This is a genomic window from Nitrosomonas ureae (assembly GCF_001455205.1).
In the GTDB taxonomy this organism is placed as follows: domain Bacteria; phylum Pseudomonadota; class Gammaproteobacteria; order Burkholderiales; family Nitrosomonadaceae; genus Nitrosomonas; species Nitrosomonas ureae.
Map to the genome: position 1 here is coordinate 2,554,561 of NZ_CP013341.1, position 25,730 is coordinate 2,580,290.

Genomic DNA, 25,730 nt, shown 5'->3' on the forward strand with positions numbered 1-25,730 from the left:
CCTAAGTATTCTTTTCTAAGAGCTTCCTCATGCGCTTATTTGATCTAAAAAATTTACATGTCACTGAATTAGTGAAAATGGCTATCGAAAACGAAATTGACGGTGCCAATCGAATGCGAAAGCAAGATTTGATTTTTGCTTTGCTTAAAAACCAGGCACGCAAGGGTGAGAATATTTATGGTCATGGAACGCTGGAAGTGCTACAGGATGGATTTGGTTTTTTACGTTCTCCGGATACTTCCTATTTAGCCGGTCCGGATGACATTTATATTTCACCGAGTCAGATTCGGCGCTTTAATTTGCATACGGGCGATTCAATCGATGGCGAGATTCGCCCCCCCAAAGATGGGGAGCGTTATTTTGCACTGGTGAAAGTTGATAAAGTTAATAATGAGCCACCAGAAAATTCCAAGCAGAAAATTTTGTTTGAAAACCTGACACCACTGTTTCCTGATGAACGACTAATACTTGAACGGGATATTAAAGCTGAAGAAAATATTACAAGTCGTATTATTGATTTGATTGCTCCGATCGGAAAAGGGCAGCGCGGATTGCTGGTGGCCAGTCCTAAATCAGGAAAGACCGTCATGCTGCAACATATCGCACATGCCATTGCGGCTAATCATCCGGATGTGATTCTGATGGTGTTATTGATAGACGAGCGTCCGGAAGAGGTTACGGAAATGATCCGCTCCGTCAAGGGAGAGGTGATTTCTTCCACCTTCGATGAATCCGCCGGTCGGCATGTCCAAGTGGCCGAAATGGTTATTGAAAAAGCTAAGCGTTTGGTCGAGCACAAGAAAGATGTCGTAATACTGCTTGATTCGATTACACGGCTCGCCCGTGCTTATAATGCCGTGGTACCTGCATCCGGAAAGGTATTAACAGGGGGCGTGGATGCAAGTGCGCTACAACGCCCTAAGCGGTTTTTTGGCGCGGCACGGAATATCGAAGAGGGTGGATCGTTGACAATAATTGCAACCGCGCTGATTGATACCGGTTCTAGAATGGACGACGTGATTTACGAAGAATTTAAAGGTACCGGCAATATGGAGATTCATCTTGACCGCCGCATGGCTGAGAAACGGATCTATCCGGCAATTAACGTGAATCGCTCAAGTACGCGCCGTGAAGAATTGTTGATTGCCCCCGAAGTTCTGCAGAAAATCTGGGTGTTGCGTAAGTTGCTGCATCCCATGGATGATATGGATGCAATGGCATTTCTACTGGATAAAATCAAAGGAACCAAAAATAATTCTGATTTCTTTGATTCAATGAGACGAGTATAGAAGCCGAGATTGATTGACGTAAAATCTTATGGTGGAGATGGTTGGGATAACGTTGTTATTCCGGGCGCTGGATAGTAGGTGAGAGCGCACAATGATGGCGCGTAGATTTCGTTATTTCTGCAGTGATCTCAAGCCCCTGGCGACGGATCTTGGCCATTAGAGATTTCCGTCATTCATTTACTCGGGATGCAGCACATCTAGTTGAGATCAGATTTTAAGACGCTCGACAATATTTCCTTTGAGCAAGTGCTCATCAATAATTTCATCAATATCTTCTTGATCGATATAGGTATACCAGGTTTCCTCCGGGTAAATCACAATAACGGGACCTTCATTGCAGCGATCAAGGCAACCCGCATTATTAATGCGGATTTTCTTCTTACCATCGAGTTTTAATGATTTGATGCGTTGTTTGGCATAATCACGCAGTTCCTGAGCGCAGAAATTGTTGCAGCATTTTGCACCTCCTTCACGTTGATTGATGCAGAAAAAGACATGATATTGATAATAACTCATAAGGATGATAGAGAAGTTGGAAAAATATGATTGTTAGTTTAATGTAATTCTTTTTGCTGAAACTTGATTGGTGATGTGTGGTGTCATCAATATTAGCAAGGATTACTTTAACGAGAAAAATATTTTTGCGTGGAAAAATCCTTGATTGAAGCGAGTTAATGAAATATTTGCCAGAACAGCAGTCCAGCCAGCAAGATTGCAATCAGTAACAACAACCGGTTTTGTCGTTTTTCCTCGATGACGAGATCGGTCATTCTTTTTTCCAAAGCATGATTGCGGTTTTCCGCAAAAGCTTGATGTATCAAGCGAGGAAATTCCGGCAGGATAATCGCCCAGTTCGGGGCTTCTTTTTGTATTCGACTGGTAAATCCGCGCAAGCCGATTTGCTCAGCCATCCAATGCTCTAGAAACGGTTTGGCGGTTTTCCAAAGATCCAGATTCGGATCCAGATCACGACCAAGGCCTTCAATATTGAGTAATGTTTTTTGCAGCAATACCAATTGAGGCTGGATTTCGACATTGAATTGTCGTGAAGCTTGAAACAACTGGAACAAAACTCGCCCAAAGGATATTTCTTTCAGCGGTTTGTCGAAGATGGGTTCGCAAACAGCCCGTATGGCGGATTCAAAATCGTCCACTCGGGTATTTTTAGGCGCCCAACCAGCTTCTACGTGAGCTTGTGCAACGCGTCCGTAATCCCGGCGGAAGAAGGCCAGAAAGTTTTGCGCCAAATAATTTTTGTCTTGATCGCTGAGCGTTCCCATGATGCCGAAATCAACCGCAATATACCGGCTATCTGCACCAACAAAGATGTTCCCCGGATGCATATCGGCATGGAAATACCCATCGCGAAACACCTGAGTGAAAAATATTTCCACTCCAACACGTGCTAATTGCGGGATATCGATTCCTTGAGCCTGCAGTCTTTCAACATGACTGATAGGGGTGCCTTTAACACGTTCCATCACCATTACACCATTGCGGCAATAATCCCAGTAGACTTCGGGCACCAGCAACAATGGAGAATTTAGAAAATTTCTGCGTAATTGGCTGCAGTTGGCTGCTTCGCGCATTAGATCAAGTTCATCATCCAAGTGGCGGGCGAATTCTGAGACGACCTGCCGCAATTTTAGACGCTTGCCGTCCGACCAGAGTGTTTCTGCCAGCCAGGCACCTGTATCCATCAACGCAACATCGTGTGTGATAATAGGTTCCAGATTAGGGCGTAATATTTTTACCGCTACTTCGGTTCCATCGTGCAAGACTGCAAAATGAACTTGTGCAACAGATGCGCTGGCTATCGGTATGTCACTGAATTCGAGAAATACTTCATTGATTTTTTGATCATATTCTTTTTCTAATGTTGCTAATACGAGTTGTAGAGAAAACGGGGGAACCTGATCTTGCAGTTTAGCCAATTCATCGGCAATATCGTGAGGCAAAAGATCACGCCGGGTGGATAGCATTTGGCCAAATTTGACAAAAATAGGCCCCAATTTTTCTAAAGCCAACCGTAATCTCACCCCACGCGGCTTATCCAGTTTTCTCCAGAAGGTTAATGTTTTTACAACAATTCTTAACACCCGCAAACGGCTATGATTTAAGACAAATTCATCCAGTCCGAATTGGAAAGCCACGTATTGTATTTTTAGAAGTCGAAATAGGCGCATGAGTAAATCAATAATCGGTAGGGGTCAATTGTGCCAAAAAGGTTAGATAGAATACTTCAGGTATTATTTACTCAGGTTCAATCCTAAGCCATTTGCGGTGCCATTCGGCAAAAGGAATGCGCTGCATAGCGTTCTCTATTCATTGGCGAAGGTATTATGTTGCGCTAATTTATTTAACCGTCGTTCCAGTTGCTCAATATTAAGTTGCACGCAATTGATCTCTTCTGCAAATCGACGGGCTGTGTCGGGCTTGATTAGAAAAACATTTTCCTCTGTTAAATATTCGATCAATGTCTGAGAAAAGCGATTGATATTTTTTGTTTGCCATTGCACCAAATGTTCACCTGCATGAGCAATTCGGTGTGCTGGTATGTCTCCGATGGCATTGCTAAGATCGTGTTCAACGATTCCTTTAAGGTCGATATGCTGGCCGATGTTAATCAATTCCTCAACCAAGGCTGGATTCCCGGATGTTTTTATCTGCGCGAATGCGTTCAGTTCGCGGGCCAACAATCCGGGCAGTATTAGTGGAGATAATGTCAATGTTGCATCTGCATTCATAGAATCATCAACTTTCTGTAATTCACCCGTTGTGTTGATCAGCATTTTGAGATTAATTAAGGGAAAAGTCCGAATGCAGAATGTTTTCCCGGTAAAAGATTGCAATCGCCTGGATGCCCAGCTTTCACTGCGTAAAACATGATTGATTGAAGCAATTACAACGGTTGTCAGCATTCTATGTAATTTTGTAGAGATAATAACGGGAACAAAAGAGATAGCTACATATTTTGTTAAGTTTTTTCATATAGAATCTAACCATAATTTAAATTGATCCTCTTCGTTCCCGAGCTCACAATTGCTGTGCGAGTATAGCATTTTAATTTGAATTCATTATAGGTTCTCGATATACCCTAAAGTTTCCTCAAGTTGTTGGATCAACTGGTTTATCAATGGAGTTGTTATTGTATGATTGACGCTTGGCATTATAATTTCCGGAATAGATTAACCTTAAGATAGTTCTATTGATGTTCAGGAAGTGTGCATGCTGAATTCTTTAACAAAGTATTTGGAAATAATGAGTGGTTAAGATGAAAAAAGAACCGCCTACCCGCAATTTTTGGCACAGTATATTCATTATTTTTTGTGCGCTTGTCAGTGGTTTTCTATTGTCATTTATTAGTTTTGGGTTACTTTGGAGTGGTATTTCCTGGCATATTCAACTAATCATGACATTACCCTTTCTGTTGTTATCATGCGCGGTATATCGATGGAGTAAAGGAGCACTGGGAACTTGCGCTTTTATAGTGGTGGGAGCGGCGCCGATGGGAGTATTGATCAGCCAATTTCGCGATACAAACGATTCACATTTGATGCCTGTTCTTGTTGTTCTCAGTTGGATTTTAGGAGTGCTGGCAGGTTGCTATTTAGGCTATTTGTCGCGCAGTGCGCGGATGACCGACTAAGCGTGTTTCCGTTTCCGAATAAAGAAGTAAGGCTGGTTTTATGTATGCCTAATCATGGATTCAAGTTCAAAGTGCAGCATCTGATAATGCTGTGATCATTTCTCGCGAATGAGAGAGAGCGAGTACTCAAAAATCCTCTCAAATTAGCTATTGGTTACGTTACGATGGGATTCCACAAAGTGGCTCCCAGCTATGCCCACCAAGCGGATCAGCACGCTGCTGGGAGCATTGATTGCCAAGATATTGGAAAATTGCCTGATCCTTCTGCAATCTGAGGTCAAAGAGGCTTTGCGCAGATCCGGCAGGCAGAAATCAGAAAAAAGCTTATCAAGCGTTTTATCACTGTACTAAGTGATCCAGTCCGAAATATCCAGAGGTATTGTAATGCGGCTGGAAACCAGAGCCTCCATTGTGGTTTGTATGATTTTCCTGTCGAGAATTGGCGGCATTTCAGAGCACCACCATCAATTGAATCTTTCTTTGCTGCTGTTAAATTGAGAACAAAGAACCAGGGATTGTGAAGTCATAAACCTGGCTTATTCAAGTTTCTTTCTAAACAGGTTTGTATCGCAGTGTCTGAACTGATGTGTGCGCTAGCGTACTGATTTTTCTCATTAGAAGGCATCTAATTACCATCGAGAGTCTTGAAAATGACCATTCTCAAAATAGATTCATCTGGATTTTGATAGAGATAATTTGCCAATTATCACGGAAAACTAAGTAATTATTGCCACAATTGTTTTAGGAGCTTTACCAATGGATCAAAAAATAATAAAGAATTTTTATCCCATAAATTCGTATCACATGATTCGCATATTCAATGTCACAGTAATTTCTGCCCTCTTTATGGTTGGTTGTGAAAGTATTCCGGCACCTACTGAGCAGATAGCGACCTCCAGAACCGCAGTAAATAGTGCCCTCAGCGCGGGCGGTAGTGAATTCGCGCCAGTAGAATTTAAGTCTGCGATGGAAAAAATGGAAGCTGCCGAACGCGCAATGGGAGAGAAAGACTATGTGCTTGCCCGTCAGCTGGCAGAACAAGCGCAGATGGATGCCAAACTTGCTGGAGCGATGGCGCGCACTGTTAAAGCACAGAAAGCGGCGGATGCGCTGCAGGAAGCGAGCCGTACGTTACGTCAAGAAATTGATCGTCAAGTTCAATAATCTTCATTGGAGTTTATTATGCAAAAAAATGGGTATCTCTCTACTATTCTGATTGTTATAGCTATTTATACTATTCCTGGCTGTAGCTCGACTCCGCACAATCCATCTCTTGCGCAAGCGCATACTAATTACAACAGTGCATTAGCAAATCCGCAGGTTACCAATATGGCAGCATTGGAATTAAAAGAAGCCGGCGATATTCTGGATAAAGCAGACGTTGCTTTAAACCAAGGAGAAAGCGATGCTAAAGTTAATCATTTGGCCTACATGGCAAAACAACAAGTTGCCATCGCGCAAGAAACTACCAAAGCGAAAATCGCTGAGTCAGTGGTAACAAATGCCGATGTCGAGCGTGATCGAATTCTGCTTGAAGCAAGAACAGCCGAGGCTGAAGAATCCAAACAACAGGTGGCATTTGATCAATTACTTATTGCTCAGCAACAGAAGGAACTGGATGAGTTAAACGCCAAGAAAACAGAACGCGGTTTGGTGATTACATTGAATGATGTATTGTTCCGTACCAATATGGCTCAGCTCGAAGCAAATGGTGTTCGTACTGTGCAAAAACTGGCTGATTTTCTCAGACAGTATACCCAGCATAAGGTATTGATTGAAGGCCATACCGATAATACGGGCAGTTACCATTACAATCAGGAGCTTTCCGAGCGACGTGCCGATGCCGTGAAGATGGCTTTACTGGATAGTGGTATTAGTAATGATCGTGTCGCTTCACGCGGTTATGGTGAAGCCTTGCCGATTGCCAGCAATGATACTGCCGAACACCGTCAATTGAATCGGCGCGTAGAAATTATCTTGTCAGATGAAAATGGCGTCATAACACCACGACCGTGAGTAATGTAAATACTCATATAGAAAAAAACATATAAAATCAGAGCCAGCTAAGCTTGGCTCGATGGTATATGTTAAGTCCACTCATTTGCTCTTAACAAAATATTTGTGAGCGAAATATTTGGTTTAATCTGTATCGGGTCTTATTCCTTGCTCCTCGGGGGAGGGAAGTCGTTCATCTGATTTTGCGCTTGAGGGTCGGTTGCGGAAGCGGTGATTCATTTAGTCGTTCTCTTTTATTTGTTCTTTTAATGCCCGGATGAATGTTTGACAGTCATTCCGGCCTTCAGTACACTAAAATTACAAAAGTAAAGATCCGCGTAGTCGTAGTATTTGTTTCTTCCAATCCCAAAAAGCGAGAAAGGCATGTTTCATGGATATTAGAGCAATTCCTGTAGGCGCCAATGTACCCAACAATGTCAATGTCATCATAGAAGTTCCCACAGGTGGTGAACCCGTTAAATATGAGTTTGATAAACAATCTGGAGCATTATTCGTAGACCGCATCTTACATACACCGATGCGATATCCGGCTAATTACGGTTTTATTCCTCATACCTTATGCGATGATGGTGATCCGTTCGATGCGCTTGTTATTGCCCGTTCGCCATTCCTGGCCGGATGCGTAGTGCGCGCAAGACCAATTGCGCTGCTTCATCTCGAAGACGAACATGGCGGTGATGAGAAACTTATCTGTGTGCCGGATACCAAGACCTTCCCTTATTACGCACATGTATCCGAGCGAAAGGATCTGCCTGATATCGTGTTTCAGCAGATAGAGCATTTTTTTACGCATTATAAAGATCTTGAGCCGGAAAAGTGGGTGCGTGTCGGTCGCTGGGGTGACGCGGCCGAAGCGCGCGACATGGTGATGCGAGCGATTAAAATGGCTAAAGCTGCGGAGTAAAGTACTTCACTGCAAGCTACGAAATATTAACTGCAAACTGCATCAGTTTCGCCGCTAAGGAGCGGAAAACTGAATTCCCAGAGATTAAGTGGCTGTTTTCTTAGGTGGGGCAGCGATGGAAGAAGGTTGGAATCCTACAGTTGAAATACTGTAATAAGATAAATCAAAATCTCCCTCTTTAAATTAAGTTGATTAACATCCTAATACCTAAACTATAAAGCAATACAACAAAGATTGTTCTTAGGATGGCGGTTTGGGTCGAATGTGTTAGTCTTGCACCGAGCGGTGCTGTCAACATACTGGCGGATACCAGCCAAATTAATGCGGGCAAATGGACATAGCCTAAACTATTGGCAGGAAGTGGATCCGATTGAATCAATCCATTTACGACATAGCCGATGGTACCGGCCAGCGCAATGGGAAAACCGATGGCGGCTGCAGTGCCGATAGCGTGTTGAAGTTTGGTTTTGCATAAAGTAAGAAATGGTACGGACAATAACCCGCCACCAATAGCAACCAGACTGGAAACTGCGCCAATAACTCCGCCGGCGAGTAACAGGCCGATTCTTCCAGGTAACTGAAACATCGGGCTGGGACGAAATTGCAGCAGCATCTGCGTGGCGGCATAAAAAATAAAAATGACAAAAATAGAGCTCAGTAGCTGCCCCGTCATCGATCCCGCCAAGGTGGCGCCGCCGAAAGTGCCGAGAATAATACCGGGGGTAATATTTCTTACAATTTGCCAATTTACTGCACCATGCTGATGGTGAGTGTGCAAACTGGTGATTGATGTGAAAATAATGGTGGCCATCGTGGTACCGAGCGCCATATGCATGATGCGGTCAACGGGAAAGTTCTGAGCAGTAAATACGGTGATCAGCACGGGCACCATGATCAGTCCGCCACCGATGCCGAGCAAGCCGGCGAAGAAGCCTACAAATGCACCGGTCAGAAGGTAAATCAGCCACCATTCCATATTCGGTCTCTATAAAAAGGATCCAATACGATCATAGCAGGTTCAGGATAAATTGCCATTCGGCCGGATCAACCGGGGTGATCGATAAGCGGTTACCGGTTTGCAGTACCCGCATACGGCGCAGCTCCTCGTGCTGCCTGAGCTCTTTGATCGAGATCAGATGGATTCTTCTTGTTAAGGTAAGCTCAACATTAAACCAACGCGGGTTATTTAAGGATGCCTTGGGATCAAAATACTTGCTGCTGGAATCGAATTGCGAAACATCTGGATATGCGGGTCTGCTAACAGTTGCAATACCCATGATGCCGGGATTTTTGCAGCAGGAATGATAGAAAAAGACTTGATCGCCGATATTCATTTGATTGCGCATAAAATTGCGTGATTGATAATTGCGTACGCCTTCCCAGGCTACGGTCTGTTCGGGTAATGCTGCAAAATCGTCAATACTGAATTCATCAGGATCTGACTTCATTAACCAGTAACGCATTTTGTGGCGGATTCTAATTTGTTTTTATCAAAAATACTGTATGACAATGTCCAGCTTCTGTAATATGCCAGAGTTTCTATTTATTTATTTTAACTATTTTAATCATGAATAATCATTCACTTTCTGATATTTCGGTTGCTGCTTGGGTGCAAGGAGGGCCGATTGTGTTAAATAATTTAGTGGGTTCGGTGGTATTGATTGAGGTTTTTCAGGTAAATTGTCCGGGCTGTTTTATTTATTCATTACCTAAAGCTATCGATCTGCATGAACGCTATCATCAACATGGATTGGTTGTCATCGGTTTGGCCACCGCATTTGAGGATTATGACAAAAATACGCTCGAGAACTTGCAGAAATTAATTACCACCGGCGAGGTGATCGGTGAAACACTCAAGGCACTGAATCAATATGGTATATTATCAGAGGGTAAGTTACCATGGAAAATTCCTTTTGCAGTGGGCATGGATCGCGTTGTGGCGGAAACTGAGCCGATAACGGATAAGCGCGTATTACGCTATGCTGGTGAATTTATTCCGAATTTTGAGAACCTGGGCGATGAGCAGAAAAGGTTAGTGCTGCATCAAGTTAGGCATTATCTGGAGCAGAAATCGATGAAAGCTGAAACTTTCGAGAACTTTGCATTGCAGGGAACACCTTCGTGCATTTTGTTTGACCGCAAGGGTCAATTAAAAGATGTGTCATTTGGCCGGATTGATTACAAGCAAGCAATGGTGGAGCATTGTATTAAAGAAAAATAATTGTTTCAGATTTTGCCTATTGTCAATTGTTGAGGTGCAGATTGGCAGAGCTTTTCATTTAGGGTGTTACCCATACAGTTTCTCGCGCGGCTTATCCCATATTACGATGGCTCGATACTTTCCGAGGGACCATTAAGTCAGTATAGAAGCCATTCTTATCGGTAAATAGCACCCGATTTCCCTTTTTATTCTTTACATCTGTTCCAACCACATTCTGTTAACTTACTGATGTGGCAGTTTATACCAGAACGGGTTCTCCTTCGCAATCCGACGAATTATCTCCCCGCTGGTTTTGTTCTGCATCCAATGTCGTTAATTGAGGAGGATAGCAATGCAAGAAGCTATTAATCATAAACAAAAAAGAATATTAAGATTGGTTAAATCGACTAATGCTATTAGAAGTGAGCAGAAATCTATGATTGATTCTGAAGATTATTATAAGCAAGTAGAACATTACGCTGAACAAATCCGCAAAACACATAATGCTGATGAGATCATTAGAATTCTGGATGTCGTGTTATCCGAGACGCGAGGATTGAAATTTAGTGATGAGGTTTTTGTCGCTCAGGAGCAAGTGAAACGAGCAGAGCAGAAGATTGAATTATTAAAGGGTGAGTTGGAACAACTGCGAGGACTTGTGCAGACAGATCAAATGACGGGTGCATTCAATCGTCGTGGTCTTGATGATATTTTTAAGCGTGAAGCAGCGCGTGCCGACAGAAATGCCCAATCATTGGGAGTAGTTCTGATTGATCTGGATAATTTTAAGAAAATTAATGACAATTTTGGTCATCAATACGGGGATAGTGTACTCATTAACTTGGTTACCGTTGCTAAGGAAACATTACGCCCTTCCGATATAGTCGCGCGTTTTGGTGGAGAGGAATTTGTAATTTTATTGCCCGAGGTTGAGCTAGAAGATGCATTAACTATCATCCAGAGGTTACAAAATAACTTGGAAAGAAATTTCACTTTGCAAATCGATAACGAATCAATACCAATAACTTTTAGTGCTGGTGTTGCATTGCGCTCATTTGGAGAGCATCAGAATTCAGTTATAAGCCGTGCCGATAAAGCGCTTTATCAAGCAAAGCGAACAGGGAAAAACAGAGCAATTCCTGCTTTGGCTTAACTTGGAGCAAGAGTGGGATGAAGGATCATTTTTTCCATATATGGATCTCAGAAAAATATGCTTGTAAATATGAAGAAAGCTAGAGAAATAAACAGAATCCGTGTACTTGAACGTTTCTTTATATTGCTTGGTTAGTGTGGAGGAGTAAATGGAAGGTTTCTTTCTTGGACGGCAGCCCATTCTCGATCGTAATCAAAATTTGGTGGCCTTTGAATTGCTCTTTAGACAAGAAGAAGCTGATGAAGAGATTAATATTAATAACGACTTATCCGCATCCGCAAATGTCATCATCAATGCATATTGTCAGTTGGGCATTCAGAATGTTTTGGGCAAACAGCGAGGATTTATCAATGCGGATCCAGGACTAGTAATGAGCGATATTATTAGTTTGCTTCCCAGTAAACATGTAGTACTCGAAATAAAGGAAACAACGACTCTGACAGCCGATTTTATGCAGCGATGTAGCGAGTTAAAGCAAAAAGGGTATCAATTTGCACTGGATAATGTGGTTGCCATGAATGAAAAAGTCGAGCAATTGCTGCCATTGGTCAGTGTGGTTAAAGTAAATGTGCTTGAAGTGGAGAAAAATGAACTTTCTAAGTTAGTAGCTGAATTGAATCGTTGGCCAGTATTGCTTTTGGCGTTGAAAGTGGAGACCCGCGAACAGGAAAGCAATTGTATGAAACTTGGATTCCAGATGTTTCAGGGGTTTTATTTTGCAAAACCTGAAGTGTTATCAGTAAAACGGGCTGATCCTGGAAAGTTGTCGCTATTAAAATTACTGACACTAGTGATGGGGGATAACGATATTGAAGAAATAGAAAAGGAATTTAAACATCAACCTGGACTAAGTTACAACTTGATGCGAATGGTGAATTCAGTAGCAAGTGGATTGCCGCAAAAAATCAATTCGATCAAGCATGCGATTATGATAATGGGGCGAAAGCAGTTGCAAAGGTGGGTGCAATTGTTGCTCTATACAGCTGATCAGTCTAATGAAAATATGTCCAATGCATTAATGCAGACAGCGGCAGCACGGGGCAAATTAATGGAATTAATTGCAACAGCGGAGCGACCTCATGATAAGAATCACCAAGAAAGAGCTTTTATGGTAGGAATATTATCTCTGCTCAATGTGCTACTTAGTATTGAGATGCAGAAAATTGTCGATAAGTTGGAAATCCCTGATGATATGAGTCAAGCGCTGTTAAATCGAGAAGGGCGTTTAGGTCAAGAACTGAAATTAATAGAAGCTAATGAGAAAGGGGATGTTGCTGTGATTCAATTAATATTGGCTGAACTTGGTTTTCTGAGTTTGAGTGACTTGGCAGATATTGAGATACAAGCAATTGGATGGGCAAATCGAATCAGTGAGGTGGCCAATTAAACTGGGTGTGTTATCGAATTATTTTTAAGTTTGAGTATTGATATATAACTAATCGGAATTGATGAATGCAATTAATTCGCAAAGAATTTTCGTGACATATTTGACTATTCATAAACGCTGATTTCATTTTGCTTATATTTGTGAATTTACTAGATTCTTTGCAAGGTTGTGGAGTTAAAGTTATTAAATGTTATGACGTTAATTTTTTATGTCAAAGAAGTATTGATGCGACAAATACCCTTATGGTTATGTTCTATTGAATTAAGGTATTTGCGATAGTCGATGATAAAGTTTATGCATGGAGCATGATAACAGGCTTGTGTATCAAACGATTGCGACAATGGCTTCGAGTAAAACAAGTGGCGAGGAAAAAATTATGACTGAGCTGCAATCAGTTAGCGACAGGCTTGATAATAAATCTGAAGGTAAATTGGCGCTCGAAGATAACGATAAAGTTATATGCAATAACGCTGTCGATGAATATTTCATAGGTATCAAAGGGGATTTGAACCAGGCCGAAAGATTAGTTAGTGATGCAGTTAATAATTTAGTTATTAATTTCAGATACATAAGTAAATTAACAGAGTCTCATCATGAAATGGTTCTGGTTATTGAAAGAATGGCCACTCCTGAGGCAAGTAGCTCCATTAATGAGTTATTGGAGAAGCAAATGGTTATTGCCAATCAAATCGAACAAGAGTTGGAGATGGTAATTACCTCTTTGCAGTTTGGTGATTTAGTTGCGCAATTGCTTGCTCACACTACGCGTCAAGTGGAAATGTTAAATGTTGAATTGCAGCGTATTGATAGGCAAGGTGGTTGGCAGAGAGAAACTGAAAGAGAAGCTTTGGATTCAATACATTCAGGAATCTCTAAAGCAATTGATGTGGTGAAGAATAAAAGCAAAAAAAAGCCGGTTGTGCAGCAAGGAATGCAGATGGGTGATGTTGAGCTTTTTTAAAAAATGCTGAACGGATATTTTCTATCGAGCAACTTAATATTATCAGCAAAGGAGTAAAGCAAATGGCTAAGACAATACTTGCAGTAGATGATTCTGCGTCAATCCGGCAGATGGTAACTTTTACACTTAAGGGTGCGGGTTATGAGGTCATTGAAGCAGTTGATGGTCAAGATGCTTTCGATAAGGCAAGTCATCATCAAATTAATCTAATACTAACCGACATCAATATGCCTCGCATGGACGGATTAAAGTTACTGGAGTTGCTGCGGAAATTAGCTCAATACAAAAATATTCCTATCTTGATATTGACCACTGAATCTGGAGATGAAATAAAAGCAAAAGGTAGAGCGGCGGGGGCAACGGGATGGCTAGTGAAGCCGTTTGATCCCAAACGATTATTGGAAGTAATCGGTAAAGTTATTGGTTAAAAAAAATATTTTTAAGCGGAATAACTGGCTTAAATAACCTCTACTCTCAAAGAGTAAGTGTTTTGTTCTCTAATATTGGGTTTCTTTCTTTAAAGCGTCAATCAAACAATTTAACTTGAAATAGGGCTTCTCATGAGTACAGATCTTGAACAGTTTTATGAGATATTTTTTGAAGAATCCTCAGAGTTACTTGCGGATATGGAGGCATGTTTACTTAGACTGGACGTGAATTCGCCAGATTTGGAAGATTTAAACGCTATATTTCGTGCTGCTCATTCAATTAAGGGTGGAGCGGGAACATTTGGTTTTACAGATATGACGGAGATGACGCATATGTTGGAGACACTGCTTGACAGATTACGTAAGGGCGAGCTTGAGGTACGTAGCGAGATGGTCGATGCTTTTTTAAAGGCCGGGGACGTTATCAAAGCACAATTGGCTGGACATCGCGGAGAAGGACAAGCTGATCCCGCTGTTGCTGAAGCCGTTTGTGAAGAGCTTAGAAGATTAAGTGAGGATACCCAGGAAGCCCCATCGATAGTAGATGCCAAAACAGCTTTTTCTGATACTAAGGCTAAGTTAGTGTCGCAAGAGATTGATGTTGAGTCCGGTATAGATAAAGTTTCTCATGAAAATGTTGCCGCAGGGCTTAGTTTTATTATCGAGTTTTCCAGTATGGATTTGAGTAGTGCAGCACTTGAGAATTTATTCTCTAATTTAAAGGAGTTGGGTGATCTGGAGAATCTTACGCCGGTAAATGCGGAGGGGCATTATAAATTAGCGCTGACCACAAGTAGTAGCGAAGAAGATGTTTGGGAAACTTTGGCATTCGTGGTTGATCCCGCGAGTCTTAAAATTGAAGCAACTACGATTGATGGTACTTCAACCAAGGTAGCAGAAATTGAGATTCTAAATGAATCAGTCTGTGATGCAGGAGTTTTAGCAAAAGAAGACGAATTGACATGTAAAACGCCTTCTGCACCAGGCTATGGGTTCTTCCCTGGAGCGCCCGCTGTACCGCGGAATATAGAAGATTCAGAAATTAACCTGGACCAGGCACAGTTGCCGAATACATGTAGCAACAAAAATGAATCCCAAGTTACAAATAAATCTTCTGGAAAAACTAATACAGCAGCCTCTGTTAGTGAAACGTCATCTATTCGAGTCAGTATAGAGAAAGTTGATCAAATGATTAATTTAGTTGGGGAATTGGTAATTACTCAAGCAATGCTTGCTCAAACAGCTTCTCAGTATGATCCGGTGTTGTTCGAGAAATTGTATAGTGGAATGAGTCAATTGGAACGAAATACACGAGATTTGCAAGAATCCGTGATGTCAATTCGTATGATGCCAATCAGTTTTGTATTCAGCCGATATCCGCGAGTTGTACGTGATTTGGCGGCGAAACTGAATAAGCGCGTGGAGTTGAGGACTGTTGGTGAGAATACAGAACTTGATAAGGGGTTAATCGAGAAAATTGCTGATCCTTTAACACATTTAGTTAGAAATAGCTTGGATCACGGTGTAGAAGTAGCTGAAAAACGTACTGCTGCAGGTAAGCCGGCGCAAGGCACAATTACCCTTCGAGCCTTCCACCAAGGGGGAAGTATTGTAATCGAGGTCAGTGATGATGGTGCAGGACTAAATAGAGGGAAAATTCTTGCCAAAGCAAAAGAACGTGGTTTACCTGTACATGATGCAATGACTGATCAGGAGGTCTGGTTATTAATATTTGAAGCTGGTTTCTCAACAGCGGATCAAGTTACAGACGTGTCTGGTCGTGGTGTTGGCATGGATGTAGTGAAACGAAATATACAGAGTATGGGAGGGCGCATCGATATTGAATCAACATTTGGATCAGGTACGCGCATATCTATCCGCTTACCACTAACGCTCGCGATACTTGATGGATTATCTGTGGTTGTGGGAGATCAAATGTTTATTGTCCCGTTAAATTATATAACCGAGTCATTGCAACCGGCGGCCACCGATATTAAAACAGTGAGCGGACAAGGGCGTGTAGTGCAGGTAAGAGGTGAATATCTTCCAGTGATCGCATTGCATGAATTCTTCAATTTGCGTCCGAACGTAACGGAGATTCATAAAGGAATTCTTGTCATTCTTGAGGCTGAGGGACATAAAGCAGCTTTATTTGTGGATGATTTGGTTGGACAGCACCAAGTTGTTATTAAGAGTCTGGAGAGTAATTACCGTAGAGTTCAGGGAGCTTCGGGTGCGACTATTATGGGTGATGGCAAAGTTGCGCTTATTCTTGATGCTGCAGCTCTGGTGATGGCGTCTCAGCAAGAGCTTGTGTAGAGTTCATACTTAATTCTTTATGAAAAAAAGAGAAAATCATATAAAAATAGTAGGAGCTCTGCAGAAATAACATTACTTTGTATTATCAAAGTGTTGAGTTGTATCATTTCGTCCGATTATGAGGCTGCCGTTGTCAAAGAAGTAACCTGGATTTTAGTTTGATGTTGGATAGTTATCGCGAAATATCATTTTATCTTTTTGTGAGTGGAAATTATGGGGTTAATAACGAATATCGAAGATAACTCTGATAGTAAAGGGCGCGAATATAATTTTACTCAGGCTGATTTTGAACGTATTAGAAAGTTGATATACAAGCATGCGGGTATTTCACTTTCAACTGGTAAGCAGAACATGGTGTATAGTCGGCTTGCTAGACGGTTGCGTGCGACAGGTCTCGATAGCTTTAATGAATACTTGGACTATTTAGAGCGCGGCAATCCGGAAGAATGGGAAGCATTTACTAATGCCTTGACAACGAATCTTACCGCATTTTTTCGTGAACAACATCATTTTCCCATTCTCGAGAGGCATGTAGAGAAGCGTAAAAATCACGACAAAATTCAACTCTGGTGCAGTGCCTCATCTACCGGTGAAGAACCATACTCGATGGCAATGGCAATGGTGCAGGCGTTTAAGTCATATACTCCACCTGTACATATTCTGGCCACGGATTTGGATACAAATGTGTTGGCAAAAGCCCAAATGGGCATTTATTCACTGGATAAATTAGAAAAATTACCTAAGGAAAAGCTGAAACAGTTTTTTTTGAAAGGTAAAGGTTCTCATGATGGTTCGGCAAGAGTTCGTCCTGAGTTACGGAATATGATTACCTTCCGGAAATTGAATTTGCTTGATGATAATTGGCCAATTCGAGGTCCATTTGATGCGATATTTTGTCGCAACGTAATGATTTATTTTGATAAACAAACGCAATATAAAATTTTGAAAAAATTTGTGCCATTGTTAGCCTCTGATGGATTGTTGTTTGCTGGGCATTCTGAAAGTTTTCAACATGCTATTGATTTATTTAAGTTGCGTGAGAAAACAGTTTATGAATTAGCTAACCGGAAAAGGTAATAATCGTATGACTGAGATCCTTGATGATCAAATTGCGAGCAATTTATATTTTGACAAAAGCTTTAATCATCAGGCTGTCAAATTGTTACCAGGTGAATACTACGTTACTGATAAAGACATGCTTTTGGTAACTGTACTTGGTTCATGTGTTGCAGCTTGTATACGTGATTGTTATAGCGGTATCGGTGGTATGAATCATTTTATGCTTCCAGATAGTGGTGCGGATGTGGGTAGCCCCTTGAATGCTTCAGCTCGCTACGGCACGTATGCGATGGAAATACTGATTAATCAATTGCTCAAACTGGGCGCCCGTAGGTGTAATCTTGAGGCCAAAGTATTTGGTGGCGGAAATGTTCTGGATGGGCTGACGGTTGCGAATGTTGGCCAAAGGAATGCAGATTTTGTTTTGAAGTTTCTGCGAACTGAAAGAATAAGAGTGGTAGCACAAGATTTAGTTGATATATTTCCGCGCAAAGTCTATTTCTTCCCAAAAAATAGTAAGGTAATGGTAAAGAAATTACGGAATACTCGTAACATGACTATTTCTGAGCGTGAAAGAGATTATAGTCTACGCTTACGCAAAGTCGAAAACGGTGGAGAAATAGAGTTGTTTTCTTGATTGAACCCACTTTTTGCATTTCATCGAATTCATAATATGAAAAAAATTTCAGTTTTGGTCGTTGATGATTCGGCGCTTATTCGTAAGCTATTGAGTGAAATTATTAATAGCCAACCAGATATGGAAGTTGTTGGAGTCGCAGCTGATCCTTTGGCGGCACGCGAAATGATACGAGCCATGAATCCTGATGTGCTGACATTGGATGTGGAAATGCCTAAAATGGATGGAATTGACTTTCTGGAGAGATTAATGCGGTTGAGGCCTATGCCTGTTGTCATGGTTTCAACGCTGACAGAGAAAGGCTCGGACGTAACTTTTCGTGCGCTTGAATTAGGTGCAGTTGATTTTGTGTCTAAGCCTAAAATCGATATTGTGTCGGGGCTGAAAGAATATGGTAACGAAATTGCAGATAAGATTCGTATAGCCAAGTCGGCTCGGCTTAAGCGACATATGTCTATACCGGTTACAAAAAGTGCTACTGCGGATGCCGTTTTACCAGTTGTGTTAAATCGCATTTCATCAACCGAAAAATTAATCATAGTAGGTGCCTCTACTGGTGGAACGGAAGCGATTAAAGAATTTCTGATTCGCATGCCACCTAATTCTCCGGGCATACTTGTGACGCAGCATATGCCAGAAGGATTTACTAAGTCGTTTGCTAACCGCATGAATAGTATATGTAAGATATCAGTTACTGAAGCTCAGGGAGGGGAAAGGATATTGCCGGGTCATGCTTTTATCGCGCCAGGCCATTCGCATCTATTACTCAAACGTAGTGGTGCGAATTATATAACTGAACTAAATCATGGAGAACCAGTGAGTCGACATAGGCCGTCAGTTGATGTACTATTTCGTTCAGCAGCAAATTGCGCAGGAAAAAATGCTATTGGTGTGATTCTAACGGGTATGGGAAAAGATGGCGCTGCAGGAATGTTGGAAATGCACAAAGCAGGAGCACATACCTTTGCTCAAGATGAGGCGAGCTGTGTTGTTTTTGGGATGCCCAAAGAAGCCATTGCCGCAGGTGGGGTGAATGAGATTGTTTCATTAAAAGATATGGCTAGGTGTGTTCTATCAAAATTATCCAGTATAGGGTCACATAGTAACCGTATTTAGCTTATTTATTCCTTGGTTTTGATTGAGGGTAAAGGGCGGATTCAAGTAGAAAGTACATCATCAATGAAAATATCTGTTTCTCGATTTATAATTTTTATTGGCGTAAGTGTCTTGCTAGGTTGCGAGTCAATTCAGGAACGGTCTGTTTACAAGAATAATTCTCGCTCTACTATCAATAAGCCATTAGATCCCAGTAATATGAGAAAGGCGCTCTATTCTCATTATAATGAATGGCAGGGGGTGCGCTATCAATATGGCGGATTGAGTCGACAGGGAATTGATTGTTCAGGTTTTGTGCATTTGACGTTTAAATCAAAACTCGGTATGAATTTACCAAGAACAACGTGGATGCAAGCAAGAATTGGACAAGAAATTAGACAGAATGATTTAAGAGCTGGAGACTTAGTGTTCTTCAGAACCGGTAAAGCATCAAATCACGTAGGAATTTATCTGGAGAAAAATAAATTCTTGCACGCATCTCAAAAGAAAGGCGTCACAATATCAAGGCTTGATCATATCTATTGGAGATCCAATTACTGGAAATCCGTTCGCATCTAACTTTGAAATAAAATTATATTAATTTGTTTCTCGTGATCTCTCTCATTGCAGTAGGTTGTTGACGCCGGTCGAAAATTGACCAGAAAAGCCTGATTGTACCGGTTGAAAATTGACCAGGTAATTGACGTATCCTGCTTAAATTTTAGGCAGGAGACAGTAGAAGTGATTACTATGGTTATGTATGCAAAGATACGGCGGATGTATTATCGTGAACATCTGTCGATGAATGAAATTCAGCGACGAACAAGTCTGTCACGAAACACGATAAAGAAGTGGCTGAGAGCGTCCGGTGATAGTGCTGTTAAATATCAAAGGGCAAAGAAGTCAGGCAAATTGACTCCGTTTGAGCCTAGGCTGTTATTGGCACTGGAAGGGGATGCGCGTCGTCCCAAGAAGGATCGGCGCACGGCGAAGATGTTGTTTAAAGAGATTTTGAACGAAGGCTATACGGGCGGTTATACGATTGTTTCCGACTTTATCCGTAACTGGCGCAATCAAGATGGTAAGGGTAAATCAGCATATGTGCCGCTAAGGTTTGCATTGGGTGAAGCGTTCCAGTTTGACTGGAGCGAAGAGTGGCTGGTGATCGGCGGCATTCATCGCAAGGTTCTGGCTGCGCACACCAAACTATGCGCCAGCCGTGCATTCATGCTGTCGGGCTATCCTTCTCAAGGCCACGAGATGTTGTTTGATGCCCATACGCGCGGATTCACTGCTTTAGGAGGTATTGCAAGGCGCGGCATCTATGACAACATGAAGACTGCTGTGGACAAGGTGACCAAAGGCAATGGACGTGTGGTCAATACACGTTTCTTTGCGATGACGGCACATTACCTGTTCGAGCCGGATTTCTGCAATGTTGCTTCCGGCTGGGAAAAGGGGATTGTTGAGAAGAATGTTCAGGATGTGCGCCGCCTTATCTGGGCTGAGGCCAAACAGCAACAGTTCAGTACATTTGAGGATCTGAATAACTGGCTTGAAGCGCGCTGCCGCGCGCTGTGGTCAGAAATACAGCACCCGGATTATGCTGGCATTACCCTAGCCGATGCGCTGGAACAGGAACAGATGCACCTGATGCCGATGCCAGCGCCGTTTGATGGTTATATTGAAGTGCTGGCGCGTGTTTCCAGCACTTGCCTGGTCACACTGCAACGTAACCGTTATTCCGTTCCCTGTTACCTAGCCAACCAGATGGTAGCGGTTCATCTGTACTCCAACCGCGTCGAGATTGTCCATGACAATGCTGTAGTAGTCAGTCATATCCGTCTTCTGGATTGCGACCAGGTCAGCTATAACTGGCAGCATTATATTCCGATCATCGAGAAGAAACCGGGCGCCTTGCGCAACGGTGCCCCATTTGCTGAATTACCGGCACCCTTGTTGCAATTTCAGACTGCATTGCGGCGCAGAGAACACCAGCAAGCCGATCGAACCATGGCCAAAGTACTGAGTCTGGTACCAACACATGGGTTGGAAGCTGTTCTGGTCGCCGTTGAACTGGCGTTGGAATCCGGTGTGCTTAGCGCCGAGCATGTAGCCAATGTACTCGCGCGCCTGAAACAGGCTGAGCTACCTGCGCTAGTGGAAACGACACTTAAACTCAATGAAGAGCCGCGGGCCGATACTGCGCGCTATGACCGCCTGAGCGTCCAGGAGGTGCCGCATGTCTGACATTCTCGCGCAAATCAAGGAATTGAAATTATATGGAATGGCGGCCTGCTATGCCGAACTAAGGCAACAGCATACACTGGATAGGACGGCTGATCTTGAATCGGTCGACAAAATCCTGTATCACCTACTCCAGGCCGAATCAACCGAGCGCAGCATCCGCTCCATCCGCTATCAGACCCAGGCCGCCAGATTCCCGATACAGCGCCATTTACAGGGTTTTGACTTCAGCCAGTCCAAAGTCGATCAACAACTGATTCATCAACTGGCCACGATGGAATTTGCAACCGCAGCACAGAACCTGGTGCTGGTCGGTGGCACCGGAACTGGCAAAACGCACTTAGCCGTTGCCATCGGTACCTCAGGCATACAGCATCATAATAAAAAAGTGCGTTTTTACAGTGCCATTGATCTGGCCAATAGTCTGGAACAGGAAAAATCTGCAGGAAAACAAGGTCGATTGGTGCTAAGACTATTACAGGTCGACCTAGTTATCCTCGATGAATTGGGCTATCTGCCATTCTCTCAAGCGGGCGGCGCTTTATTGTTTCACCTACTCTCCAGGCTTTATGAACGCACCAGCGTCATCATTACCACCAACCTGGCGATTGCTGAGTGGAGCAGCGTTTTCATCGACGCCAAGATGACCACCGCGCTTTTGGATCGACTAACCCATCACTGCCATATTATCGAAACCGGTAATGACTCTTTCCGTTACAAACAAAGCGCCGCTAATGCAAAAATGAAAATACAGGAAAGAGAAAAAGAAAAATCTTCTCCAGAAGAATATCTGGCTAATTTGTAGCGCATTGCATTATGACTAAAACATCAACAGGAGGTAAAAAACCAACTCAGTCTGGTCGACTTATCCACAGATGCGTAGTACCCTACGCACTGATTTCCCCTGGTCAATTTTCAACCGTAATGGGGGGCAATTTTAAACCGGTATCAACACAGTCACTGCAAAACGATTAGGTTGAGATACCTCCGCTTTTGGTATTCCATTTAGTGGCCGGTTTCATATCTCTTCCAGGCGGTCAGCTTGTTCTTGTAGTCCGTTGAATTTTTCATCATGCGAAGCTTTGAACTTTCCAAACGCTTCCATTACTGTGGTAACTGAGTCTTGCTGTTGTTGTTCTTTCATTTTGCGCTTTCCTTTTTAAATTAATATAAAGTTTATTGCTTTCAAAATGAGTATCGAGTTTAAGCGTCAACGTCACATTGACCAGGCTAAAATTTAAAATAGCTCATTCTTTTTGATGGTATAAAAATCAACGTCATGCTAATTTTTTGTCATCGCATCGATCAACATCACGCTAATAGAATTTTGCCCATATAACACATAACATATTGATTTAATATATATATATATGTAATTTGTTGCTGTTTAATTGGCATGCGAAAAATTACATATGCTCTCAGGCAGAGCTATTGATTAGGTGAAGGCTAAAGAAAGGCAATTATCAACATTAAAGCAAAATACCGATCCGGCAATTTTGCCGGGGCGGGAAGATTTAGGTGAGACCCGCGACGAACTAGCCACTGTGGGGGGGTGACTTATTTGGCACTAGAGAAAAAAGAAATAAATAGCCTGAAAGATAGCGTCGAATAAAGATCTGAGCAGAAAAACACCAAAATAATTATTTGGTACAAAATATAAAAAAATTGGACAAAAATATAAATTTTTGCGATTTGTTTGGTATAAAAATAAAACAATTTAATTTTTAGTATATTTTGGAGGATACTTCCAATTGAGGTAATTGCAAAGCCCTGGCAGATCGGGGAACACGGTTCGAGCGCTAACTCCGTGCCGATCTAGCGAAATCAGAATATCACACTTAAGCTTGCTGGGTATCCGATATTCAAACAGACTATCTGCGATCTTTGCGTCTTCTTCCAGCGGAACGAATCCATTTTTGAATGTGTTGTGATGCCACGTGAACCAGCCTTGCTGAGCAACGATTCTAGGATTGTTTAATCGAGGCTGGAAGACCTTGGTTTCAGTAAGTGAAATACTTGATATATCATATGGATTTTCTTCAAGATGAGTGCCTGCCAGCAATGCGTAAACAAATACATCACCCTCTGCGTTACGATCGGAACATGCAAACCAGAGTGCAACTAGTGGGTTTGATGTCCAGTCGAGAAGTCGAGTATTCAGGCCATGATGCTGAGCTAATACAAGTAGGTCAATGTAAGTTAGCTCGTTTGCTGGCAATAAAGAAGCGCCCAGCAGCCTCATTTGCTTAAGCATTTCTCTCTCTCGTTCGAGAGGATTGAACAGTGGGGCCGATCTAACTAATGACGGATTGAGTTTGCCTTCAACGGGTTGACCTCGGAAGATTGTCAGAGCACTAACTACCTCTAAAAAGTCGATATTTTCTATATATTCTGATAAGGAGTTGACGGTCGCTTTAATCATTTTTATGGGAGATTTAAATGAATGTTTAAGCCAAAATTGACTTGTTACGTTAAGAGCCCTAAAAATGAAAGTAAGGTTTTACCGTCGCTTTCTCTCCGTGCGTCTTGCGATTTTAGGTAAATTATCAGATGGTGATATGATAGTGCAGATCTCAGCTTTGTCAGAAAAATTCTTGTGGGCAAGGCTAGCCAATGTTTCACCTGAGGCTTGACTTTGTTTAACGAGTTGTAGCAAGTCCTCACCTTGAATGCGATGGCCATCCTTTCCGCTGATAATAGTCTGGAAGCGAAAAGCTGCTTCTTCCTCACTAGATGTCTCTGTCTCTTGGATGAGCTTGATAAGATCTGCGTCGGCCGCAGCTTGAATTCCCGCACCGAAGGGACCAAAGTTGTGTTGAAAAAGATCAGGCATGGACATGCTAAGATCAATATGAAACAAGTCCTCTTCAGAGAGTGGGATGTGGAAATCGCTGAAATTGATAAATGGCTTACCATCAATTCTCATTTGAAAGTGATAGTGCGGAAAATCTGTTTGCGTGCCATTGTGACCCGTGTAGTCGTTTTTAGCGCAGTCAAAAGTCCATTCTATGTTTTTCCATTTAACTGTGTACTCAAATATTTTTCTTTCAGCCTTTTGCGAGGTAAGGTCATTGATTGCGCCGAGTAATTTCTCTTGATTGGCACACCAGCGAGTAAAGGCGGCGATCTGTGTGTAACCAAATCTTGGGAACAGAAGAGGGAAGTCATTTTTCTTGAACTTACATTGGCGCAGTATCCAGTGAACGCACGGCTCTGTGCGACTGATTGTTGTTTTTAAGGGTTTGCCACATAGATAGCATTCGTGCTTTAGGTAACTGGCTTCGAATTTGTTGTACTCCTCCTCGGCCCGCAGTTCGTTATGCTCATTCCAAGAAGTAATTTCTTCTTGAGATTGAGACTTTAGGAATGTACGCATCGCTTCTGAATTGATTCTACGCGCTAATGCCATGTATTAAAAGTACCATAATTAGTAAGAAACATGTGCTCAATAATCAAATGTGCTTGTTTTATAACTTTATAATTGAGTAAATGTTTAAGTGTGTCAATTTTATGTCAATTCCTGAATTAGACATATTATTATTATGTTGATAAATAAGACAATTATGAGGAGTACTTAATAAAAATGGCAATATTTTACAAAAAACCAAATTAAATCCTACGCCCAAACCAAATCACTTTCCCAATAATATGCAGCGATTTAGCTGCTAATTCATCTAGTTCTTCAGATTCGTAATTAGGATTATCGCTTTTAACGATCAAGGAGCCGTTCAATTTGCGCTGAATCCGTTTAACGACTAGTTCATTATCCAATTGCAGCACGTATAAGGAATTATTTTCCAGATGGGATCTTCTCACGTCGGTGAGGATCAGGTCATCACTCCGTAATGTCGGTTCCATGCTGTCGTCTTTAATAGTAATTAACGCCAGACAATCATTACGAACATTCAGCGACATATCAAGCCATTCCTTTTTAAAAGCCAGATAATCAACAATTTGTTCAGAATGAATTGCACAATTATGCCCTTCCGTTGTTACTGTTTGAATATCATATTTCGGAAGCGAAACAAAATCATTTACCCTGATATTAGTGATGGAATGACTTTCGGCTGTTAAGTGATTGTGCTCACTATCACTTGAAACAAGTTTTAGTGGTGTGGTTGAATAAAGCCTAGAAGACTGTTTTTCATTACTTTCTTTGTTATCTTTCTTTGTAAAGAAATCAGGATTCTGACTTATATAAGTGTGAATGGCTTCAAGAACATTTTTGGGCGGAAGATATTCAGTCTGAATTCTTGCACAAATAATAATACACCAGAATAAATAAGCATATAACAATCAATGTGAAGAAGGTATTTTCCTATTCGCATGTATTCTGGAATATGCCTGTTTTTTGGCTGGTAGTGTCCCGCCAGTGTCCCACCAGAA

General features: G+C 42.0%; 26 protein-coding genes. 17 read left to right on the forward strand and 9 right to left on the reverse strand.

Going from position 1 to position 25,730, the window contains the following annotated elements; all coding sequences use genetic code 11:
* The first annotated feature begins 29 nt into the window (after nucleotides 1–29).
* Nucleotides 30–1,289, forward strand: a complete 1,260-nt coding sequence (rho, locus tag ATY38_RS11760) for a transcription termination factor Rho (protein ID WP_062559466.1) — start codon at nucleotides 30–32, stop codon at nucleotides 1,287–1,289.
* A gap of 207 nt (nucleotides 1,290–1,496) precedes the next feature.
* On the opposite strand, the gene ATY38_RS11765 is transcribed toward rho, so the two are convergent.
* From ATY38_RS11765 to ATY38_RS11775, 3 genes are all read right to left on the reverse strand, one after another.
* Nucleotides 1,497–1,805 carry a (2Fe-2S) ferredoxin domain-containing protein gene (locus ATY38_RS11765; protein ID WP_062559467.1) on the reverse strand — a complete coding sequence of 103 codons (309 nt, stop codon included), beginning with the start codon at nucleotides 1,803–1,805 and terminating at the stop codon, nucleotides 1,497–1,499.
* 155 nt (nucleotides 1,806–1,960) lie between these two features.
* Nucleotides 1,961–3,475 (reverse strand): ubiquinone biosynthesis regulatory protein kinase UbiB, encoded by a 1,515-nt coding sequence (gene ubiB, locus ATY38_RS11770; protein ID WP_062559468.1) that lies wholly within the window; start codon nucleotides 3,473–3,475, stop codon nucleotides 1,961–1,963.
* A 135-nt stretch (nucleotides 3,476–3,610) separates the two neighbouring features.
* Nucleotides 3,611–4,210: a ubiquinone biosynthesis accessory factor UbiJ gene (locus ATY38_RS11775; RefSeq protein WP_062559469.1), complete on the reverse strand. Its 600-nt coding sequence runs from the start codon at nucleotides 4,208–4,210 to the stop codon at nucleotides 3,611–3,613.
* A 353-nt stretch (nucleotides 4,211–4,563) separates the two neighbouring features.
* Here ATY38_RS11775 and ATY38_RS11780 point away from each other — a divergent pair, with 353 nt between their 5' ends.
* The 4 genes from ATY38_RS11780 (at nucleotide 4,564) to ppa (ending at nucleotide 7,858) form a co-directional block, all read left to right on the forward strand.
* Entirely contained in the window at nucleotides 4,564–4,938 is a 375-nt protein-coding gene (locus ATY38_RS11780; protein ID WP_062559470.1) for a hypothetical protein, read from the forward strand.
* 756 nt (nucleotides 4,939–5,694) lie between these two features.
* On the forward strand, nucleotides 5,695–6,102 hold the full coding sequence (locus ATY38_RS11785; protein WP_062559471.1) for a DUF4398 domain-containing protein: 408 nt from the start codon (nucleotides 5,695–5,697) through the stop codon (nucleotides 6,100–6,102).
* A gap of 18 nt (nucleotides 6,103–6,120) precedes the next feature.
* Nucleotides 6,121–6,954: an OmpA family protein gene (locus ATY38_RS11790; protein ID WP_062559472.1), complete on the forward strand. Its 834-nt coding sequence runs from the start codon at nucleotides 6,121–6,123 to the stop codon at nucleotides 6,952–6,954.
* Between the two features lie 370 nt (nucleotides 6,955–7,324).
* Nucleotides 7,325–7,858, forward strand: coding sequence for an inorganic diphosphatase (ppa, locus tag ATY38_RS11795; RefSeq protein WP_013647590.1), 534 nt, complete (start codon nucleotides 7,325–7,327; stop codon nucleotides 7,856–7,858).
* Nucleotides 7,859–8,036: 178 nt separating this feature from the next.
* Here the strand turns inward: ppa and ATY38_RS11800 are convergent, their stop codons facing one another.
* Together ATY38_RS11800 and ATY38_RS11805 are read right to left on the reverse strand one after the other, a co-directional pair.
* Nucleotides 8,037–8,834, reverse strand: a complete 798-nt coding sequence (locus ATY38_RS11800) for a sulfite exporter TauE/SafE family protein (RefSeq protein ID WP_062559473.1) — start codon at nucleotides 8,832–8,834, stop codon at nucleotides 8,037–8,039.
* 31 nt (nucleotides 8,835–8,865) lie between these two features.
* Nucleotides 8,866–9,321, reverse strand: coding sequence for an EVE domain-containing protein (locus ATY38_RS11805; RefSeq protein WP_062559474.1), 456 nt, complete (start codon nucleotides 9,319–9,321; stop codon nucleotides 8,866–8,868).
* Nucleotides 9,322–9,425: 104 nt separating this feature from the next.
* On the opposite strand from ATY38_RS11805, the gene ATY38_RS11810 reads away from it, so the two are divergent.
* The 12 genes from ATY38_RS11810 (at nucleotide 9,426) to istB (ending at nucleotide 22,149) form a co-directional block, all read left to right on the forward strand.
* The gene (locus tag ATY38_RS11810) at nucleotides 9,426–10,079 is read left to right on the forward strand and encodes a thioredoxin domain-containing protein (RefSeq protein WP_062559475.1); all 654 of its coding nucleotides are present in this window, start codon (nucleotides 9,426–9,428) and stop codon (nucleotides 10,077–10,079) included.
* A gap of 331 nt (nucleotides 10,080–10,410) precedes the next feature.
* Entirely contained in the window at nucleotides 10,411–11,211 is an 801-nt protein-coding gene (locus ATY38_RS11815; protein WP_062559476.1) for a GGDEF domain-containing protein, read from the forward strand.
* Nucleotides 11,212–11,359: 148 nt separating this feature from the next.
* The gene (locus tag ATY38_RS11820) at nucleotides 11,360–12,598 is read left to right on the forward strand and encodes an EAL and HDOD domain-containing protein (protein WP_062559477.1); all 1,239 of its coding nucleotides are present in this window, start codon (nucleotides 11,360–11,362) and stop codon (nucleotides 12,596–12,598) included.
* Between the two features lie 340 nt (nucleotides 12,599–12,938).
* Nucleotides 12,939–13,559, forward strand: a complete 621-nt coding sequence (locus ATY38_RS11825; RefSeq protein ID WP_235590287.1) for a hypothetical protein — start codon at nucleotides 12,939–12,941, stop codon at nucleotides 13,557–13,559.
* A gap of 62 nt (nucleotides 13,560–13,621) precedes the next feature.
* Nucleotides 13,622–13,987, forward strand: a complete 366-nt coding sequence (locus ATY38_RS11830; RefSeq protein WP_062559479.1) for a response regulator — start codon at nucleotides 13,622–13,624, stop codon at nucleotides 13,985–13,987.
* A gap of 132 nt (nucleotides 13,988–14,119) precedes the next feature.
* On the forward strand, nucleotides 14,120–16,306 hold the full coding sequence (gene cheA / locus ATY38_RS11835) for a chemotaxis protein CheA (RefSeq protein ID WP_062559480.1): 2,187 nt from the start codon (nucleotides 14,120–14,122) through the stop codon (nucleotides 16,304–16,306).
* Between the two features lie 213 nt (nucleotides 16,307–16,519).
* Nucleotides 16,520–17,383, forward strand: coding sequence for a CheR family methyltransferase (locus ATY38_RS11840; RefSeq protein WP_062559481.1), 864 nt, complete (start codon nucleotides 16,520–16,522; stop codon nucleotides 17,381–17,383).
* A gap of 7 nt (nucleotides 17,384–17,390) precedes the next feature.
* The gene (cheD, locus tag ATY38_RS11845; protein ID WP_062559482.1) at nucleotides 17,391–18,002 is read left to right on the forward strand and encodes a chemoreceptor glutamine deamidase CheD; all 612 of its coding nucleotides are present in this window, start codon (nucleotides 17,391–17,393) and stop codon (nucleotides 18,000–18,002) included.
* A gap of 36 nt (nucleotides 18,003–18,038) precedes the next feature.
* The gene (locus ATY38_RS11850) at nucleotides 18,039–19,118 is read left to right on the forward strand and encodes a protein-glutamate methylesterase/protein-glutamine glutaminase (protein ID WP_062560199.1); all 1,080 of its coding nucleotides are present in this window, start codon (nucleotides 18,039–18,041) and stop codon (nucleotides 19,116–19,118) included.
* 63 nt (nucleotides 19,119–19,181) lie between these two features.
* Nucleotides 19,182–19,676 carry a C40 family peptidase gene (locus ATY38_RS11855; protein ID WP_062559483.1) on the forward strand — a complete coding sequence of 165 codons (495 nt, stop codon included), beginning with the start codon at nucleotides 19,182–19,184 and terminating at the stop codon, nucleotides 19,674–19,676.
* A gap of 171 nt (nucleotides 19,677–19,847) precedes the next feature.
* Complete coding sequence (gene istA / locus ATY38_RS11860) at nucleotides 19,848–21,347, forward strand: IS21 family transposase (protein ID WP_201011930.1); 1,500 nt, start codon at nucleotides 19,848–19,850, stop codon at nucleotides 21,345–21,347.
* On the forward strand, nucleotides 21,340–22,149 hold the full coding sequence (gene istB, locus ATY38_RS11865; RefSeq protein WP_062559392.1) for an IS21-like element helper ATPase IstB: 810 nt from the start codon (nucleotides 21,340–21,342) through the stop codon (nucleotides 22,147–22,149). Before istA ends, istB begins: the two co-directional genes overlap by 8 nt.
* 213 nt (nucleotides 22,150–22,362) lie before the next feature.
* Here istB and ATY38_RS16840 read toward each other — a convergent pair whose 3' ends face one another.
* The 4 genes from ATY38_RS16840 to ATY38_RS11880 all read right to left on the reverse strand — a co-directional run bounded on the left by ATY38_RS16840 (nucleotide 22,363) and on the right by ATY38_RS11880 (nucleotide 25,640).
* The gene (locus ATY38_RS16840) at nucleotides 22,363–22,488 is read right to left on the reverse strand and encodes a hypothetical protein (RefSeq protein ID WP_256216574.1); all 126 of its coding nucleotides are present in this window, start codon (nucleotides 22,486–22,488) and stop codon (nucleotides 22,363–22,365) included.
* Nucleotides 22,489–23,061: 573 nt separating this feature from the next.
* Complete coding sequence (locus tag ATY38_RS11870; protein WP_062559485.1) at nucleotides 23,062–23,766, reverse strand: FRG domain-containing protein; 705 nt, start codon at nucleotides 23,764–23,766, stop codon at nucleotides 23,062–23,064.
* 78 nt (nucleotides 23,767–23,844) lie between these two features.
* Nucleotides 23,845–24,753, reverse strand: coding sequence for a hypothetical protein (locus ATY38_RS11875; protein WP_062559486.1), 909 nt, complete (start codon nucleotides 24,751–24,753; stop codon nucleotides 23,845–23,847).
* Between the two features lie 200 nt (nucleotides 24,754–24,953).
* The gene (locus ATY38_RS11880; protein ID WP_062559487.1) at nucleotides 24,954–25,640 is read right to left on the reverse strand and encodes a S24 family peptidase; all 687 of its coding nucleotides are present in this window, start codon (nucleotides 25,638–25,640) and stop codon (nucleotides 24,954–24,956) included.
* Between the last annotated feature and the right edge of the window lie 90 nt (nucleotides 25,641–25,730).

Excerpts from the sequence above, each read along its gene's own strand:
- ATY38_RS11765 (WP_062559467.1), bottom strand. The coding sequence starts at position 1,805 with ATGAGTTATTATCAATATCATGTCTTTTTCTGCATCAATCAACGTGAA.
- ATY38_RS11830 (WP_062559479.1), top strand. The coding sequence starts at position 13,622 with ATGGCTAAGACAATACTTGCAGTAGATGATTCTGCGTCAATCCGGCAG.
- ATY38_RS16840 (WP_256216574.1), bottom strand. The coding sequence starts at position 22,488 with ATGAAAGAACAACAACAGCAAGACTCAGTTACCACAGTAATGGAAGCG.
- istA (WP_201011930.1), top strand. The coding sequence starts at position 19,848 with ATGGTTATGTATGCAAAGATACGGCGGATGTATTATCGTGAACATCTG.
- cheA (WP_062559480.1), top strand. The coding sequence starts at position 14,120 with ATGAGTACAGATCTTGAACAGTTTTATGAGATATTTTTTGAAGAATCC.
- ATY38_RS11785 (WP_062559471.1), top strand. The coding sequence starts at position 5,695 with ATGGATCAAAAAATAATAAAGAATTTTTATCCCATAAATTCGTATCAC.
- ATY38_RS11805 (WP_062559474.1), bottom strand. The coding sequence starts at position 9,321 with ATGCGTTACTGGTTAATGAAGTCAGATCCTGATGAATTCAGTATTGAC.
- ATY38_RS11815 (WP_062559476.1), top strand. The coding sequence starts at position 10,411 with ATGCAAGAAGCTATTAATCATAAACAAAAAAGAATATTAAGATTGGTT.
- cheD (WP_062559482.1), top strand. The coding sequence starts at position 17,391 with ATGACTGAGATCCTTGATGATCAAATTGCGAGCAATTTATATTTTGAC.
- ubiB (WP_062559468.1), bottom strand. The coding sequence starts at position 3,475 with ATGCGCCTATTTCGACTTCTAAAAATACAATACGTGGCTTTCCAATTC.
- ATY38_RS11800 (WP_062559473.1), bottom strand. The coding sequence starts at position 8,834 with ATGGAATGGTGGCTGATTTACCTTCTGACCGGTGCATTTGTAGGCTTC.
- ATY38_RS11840 (WP_062559481.1), top strand. The coding sequence starts at position 16,520 with ATGGGGTTAATAACGAATATCGAAGATAACTCTGATAGTAAAGGGCGC.
- ATY38_RS11875 (WP_062559486.1), bottom strand. The coding sequence starts at position 24,753 with ATGGCATTAGCGCGTAGAATCAATTCAGAAGCGATGCGTACATTCCTA.
- ATY38_RS11780 (WP_062559470.1), top strand. The coding sequence starts at position 4,564 with ATGAAAAAAGAACCGCCTACCCGCAATTTTTGGCACAGTATATTCATT.
- ATY38_RS11810 (WP_062559475.1), top strand. The coding sequence starts at position 9,426 with ATGAATAATCATTCACTTTCTGATATTTCGGTTGCTGCTTGGGTGCAA.
- istB (WP_062559392.1), top strand. The coding sequence starts at position 21,340 with ATGTCTGACATTCTCGCGCAAATCAAGGAATTGAAATTATATGGAATG.
- ATY38_RS11820 (WP_062559477.1), top strand. The coding sequence starts at position 11,360 with ATGGAAGGTTTCTTTCTTGGACGGCAGCCCATTCTCGATCGTAATCAA.
- ATY38_RS11870 (WP_062559485.1), bottom strand. The coding sequence starts at position 23,766 with ATGATTAAAGCGACCGTCAACTCCTTATCAGAATATATAGAAAATATC.
- rho (WP_062559466.1), top strand. The coding sequence starts at position 30 with ATGCGCTTATTTGATCTAAAAAATTTACATGTCACTGAATTAGTGAAA.
- ATY38_RS11855 (WP_062559483.1), top strand. The coding sequence starts at position 19,182 with ATGAAAATATCTGTTTCTCGATTTATAATTTTTATTGGCGTAAGTGTC.
- ppa (WP_013647590.1), top strand. The coding sequence starts at position 7,325 with ATGGATATTAGAGCAATTCCTGTAGGCGCCAATGTACCCAACAATGTC.
- ATY38_RS11825 (WP_235590287.1), top strand. The coding sequence starts at position 12,939 with ATGGCTTCGAGTAAAACAAGTGGCGAGGAAAAAATTATGACTGAGCTG.
- ATY38_RS11775 (WP_062559469.1), bottom strand. The coding sequence starts at position 4,210 with ATGCTGACAACCGTTGTAATTGCTTCAATCAATCATGTTTTACGCAGT.
- ATY38_RS11850 (WP_062560199.1), top strand. The coding sequence starts at position 18,039 with ATGAAAAAAATTTCAGTTTTGGTCGTTGATGATTCGGCGCTTATTCGT.
- ATY38_RS11790 (WP_062559472.1), top strand. The coding sequence starts at position 6,121 with ATGCAAAAAAATGGGTATCTCTCTACTATTCTGATTGTTATAGCTATT.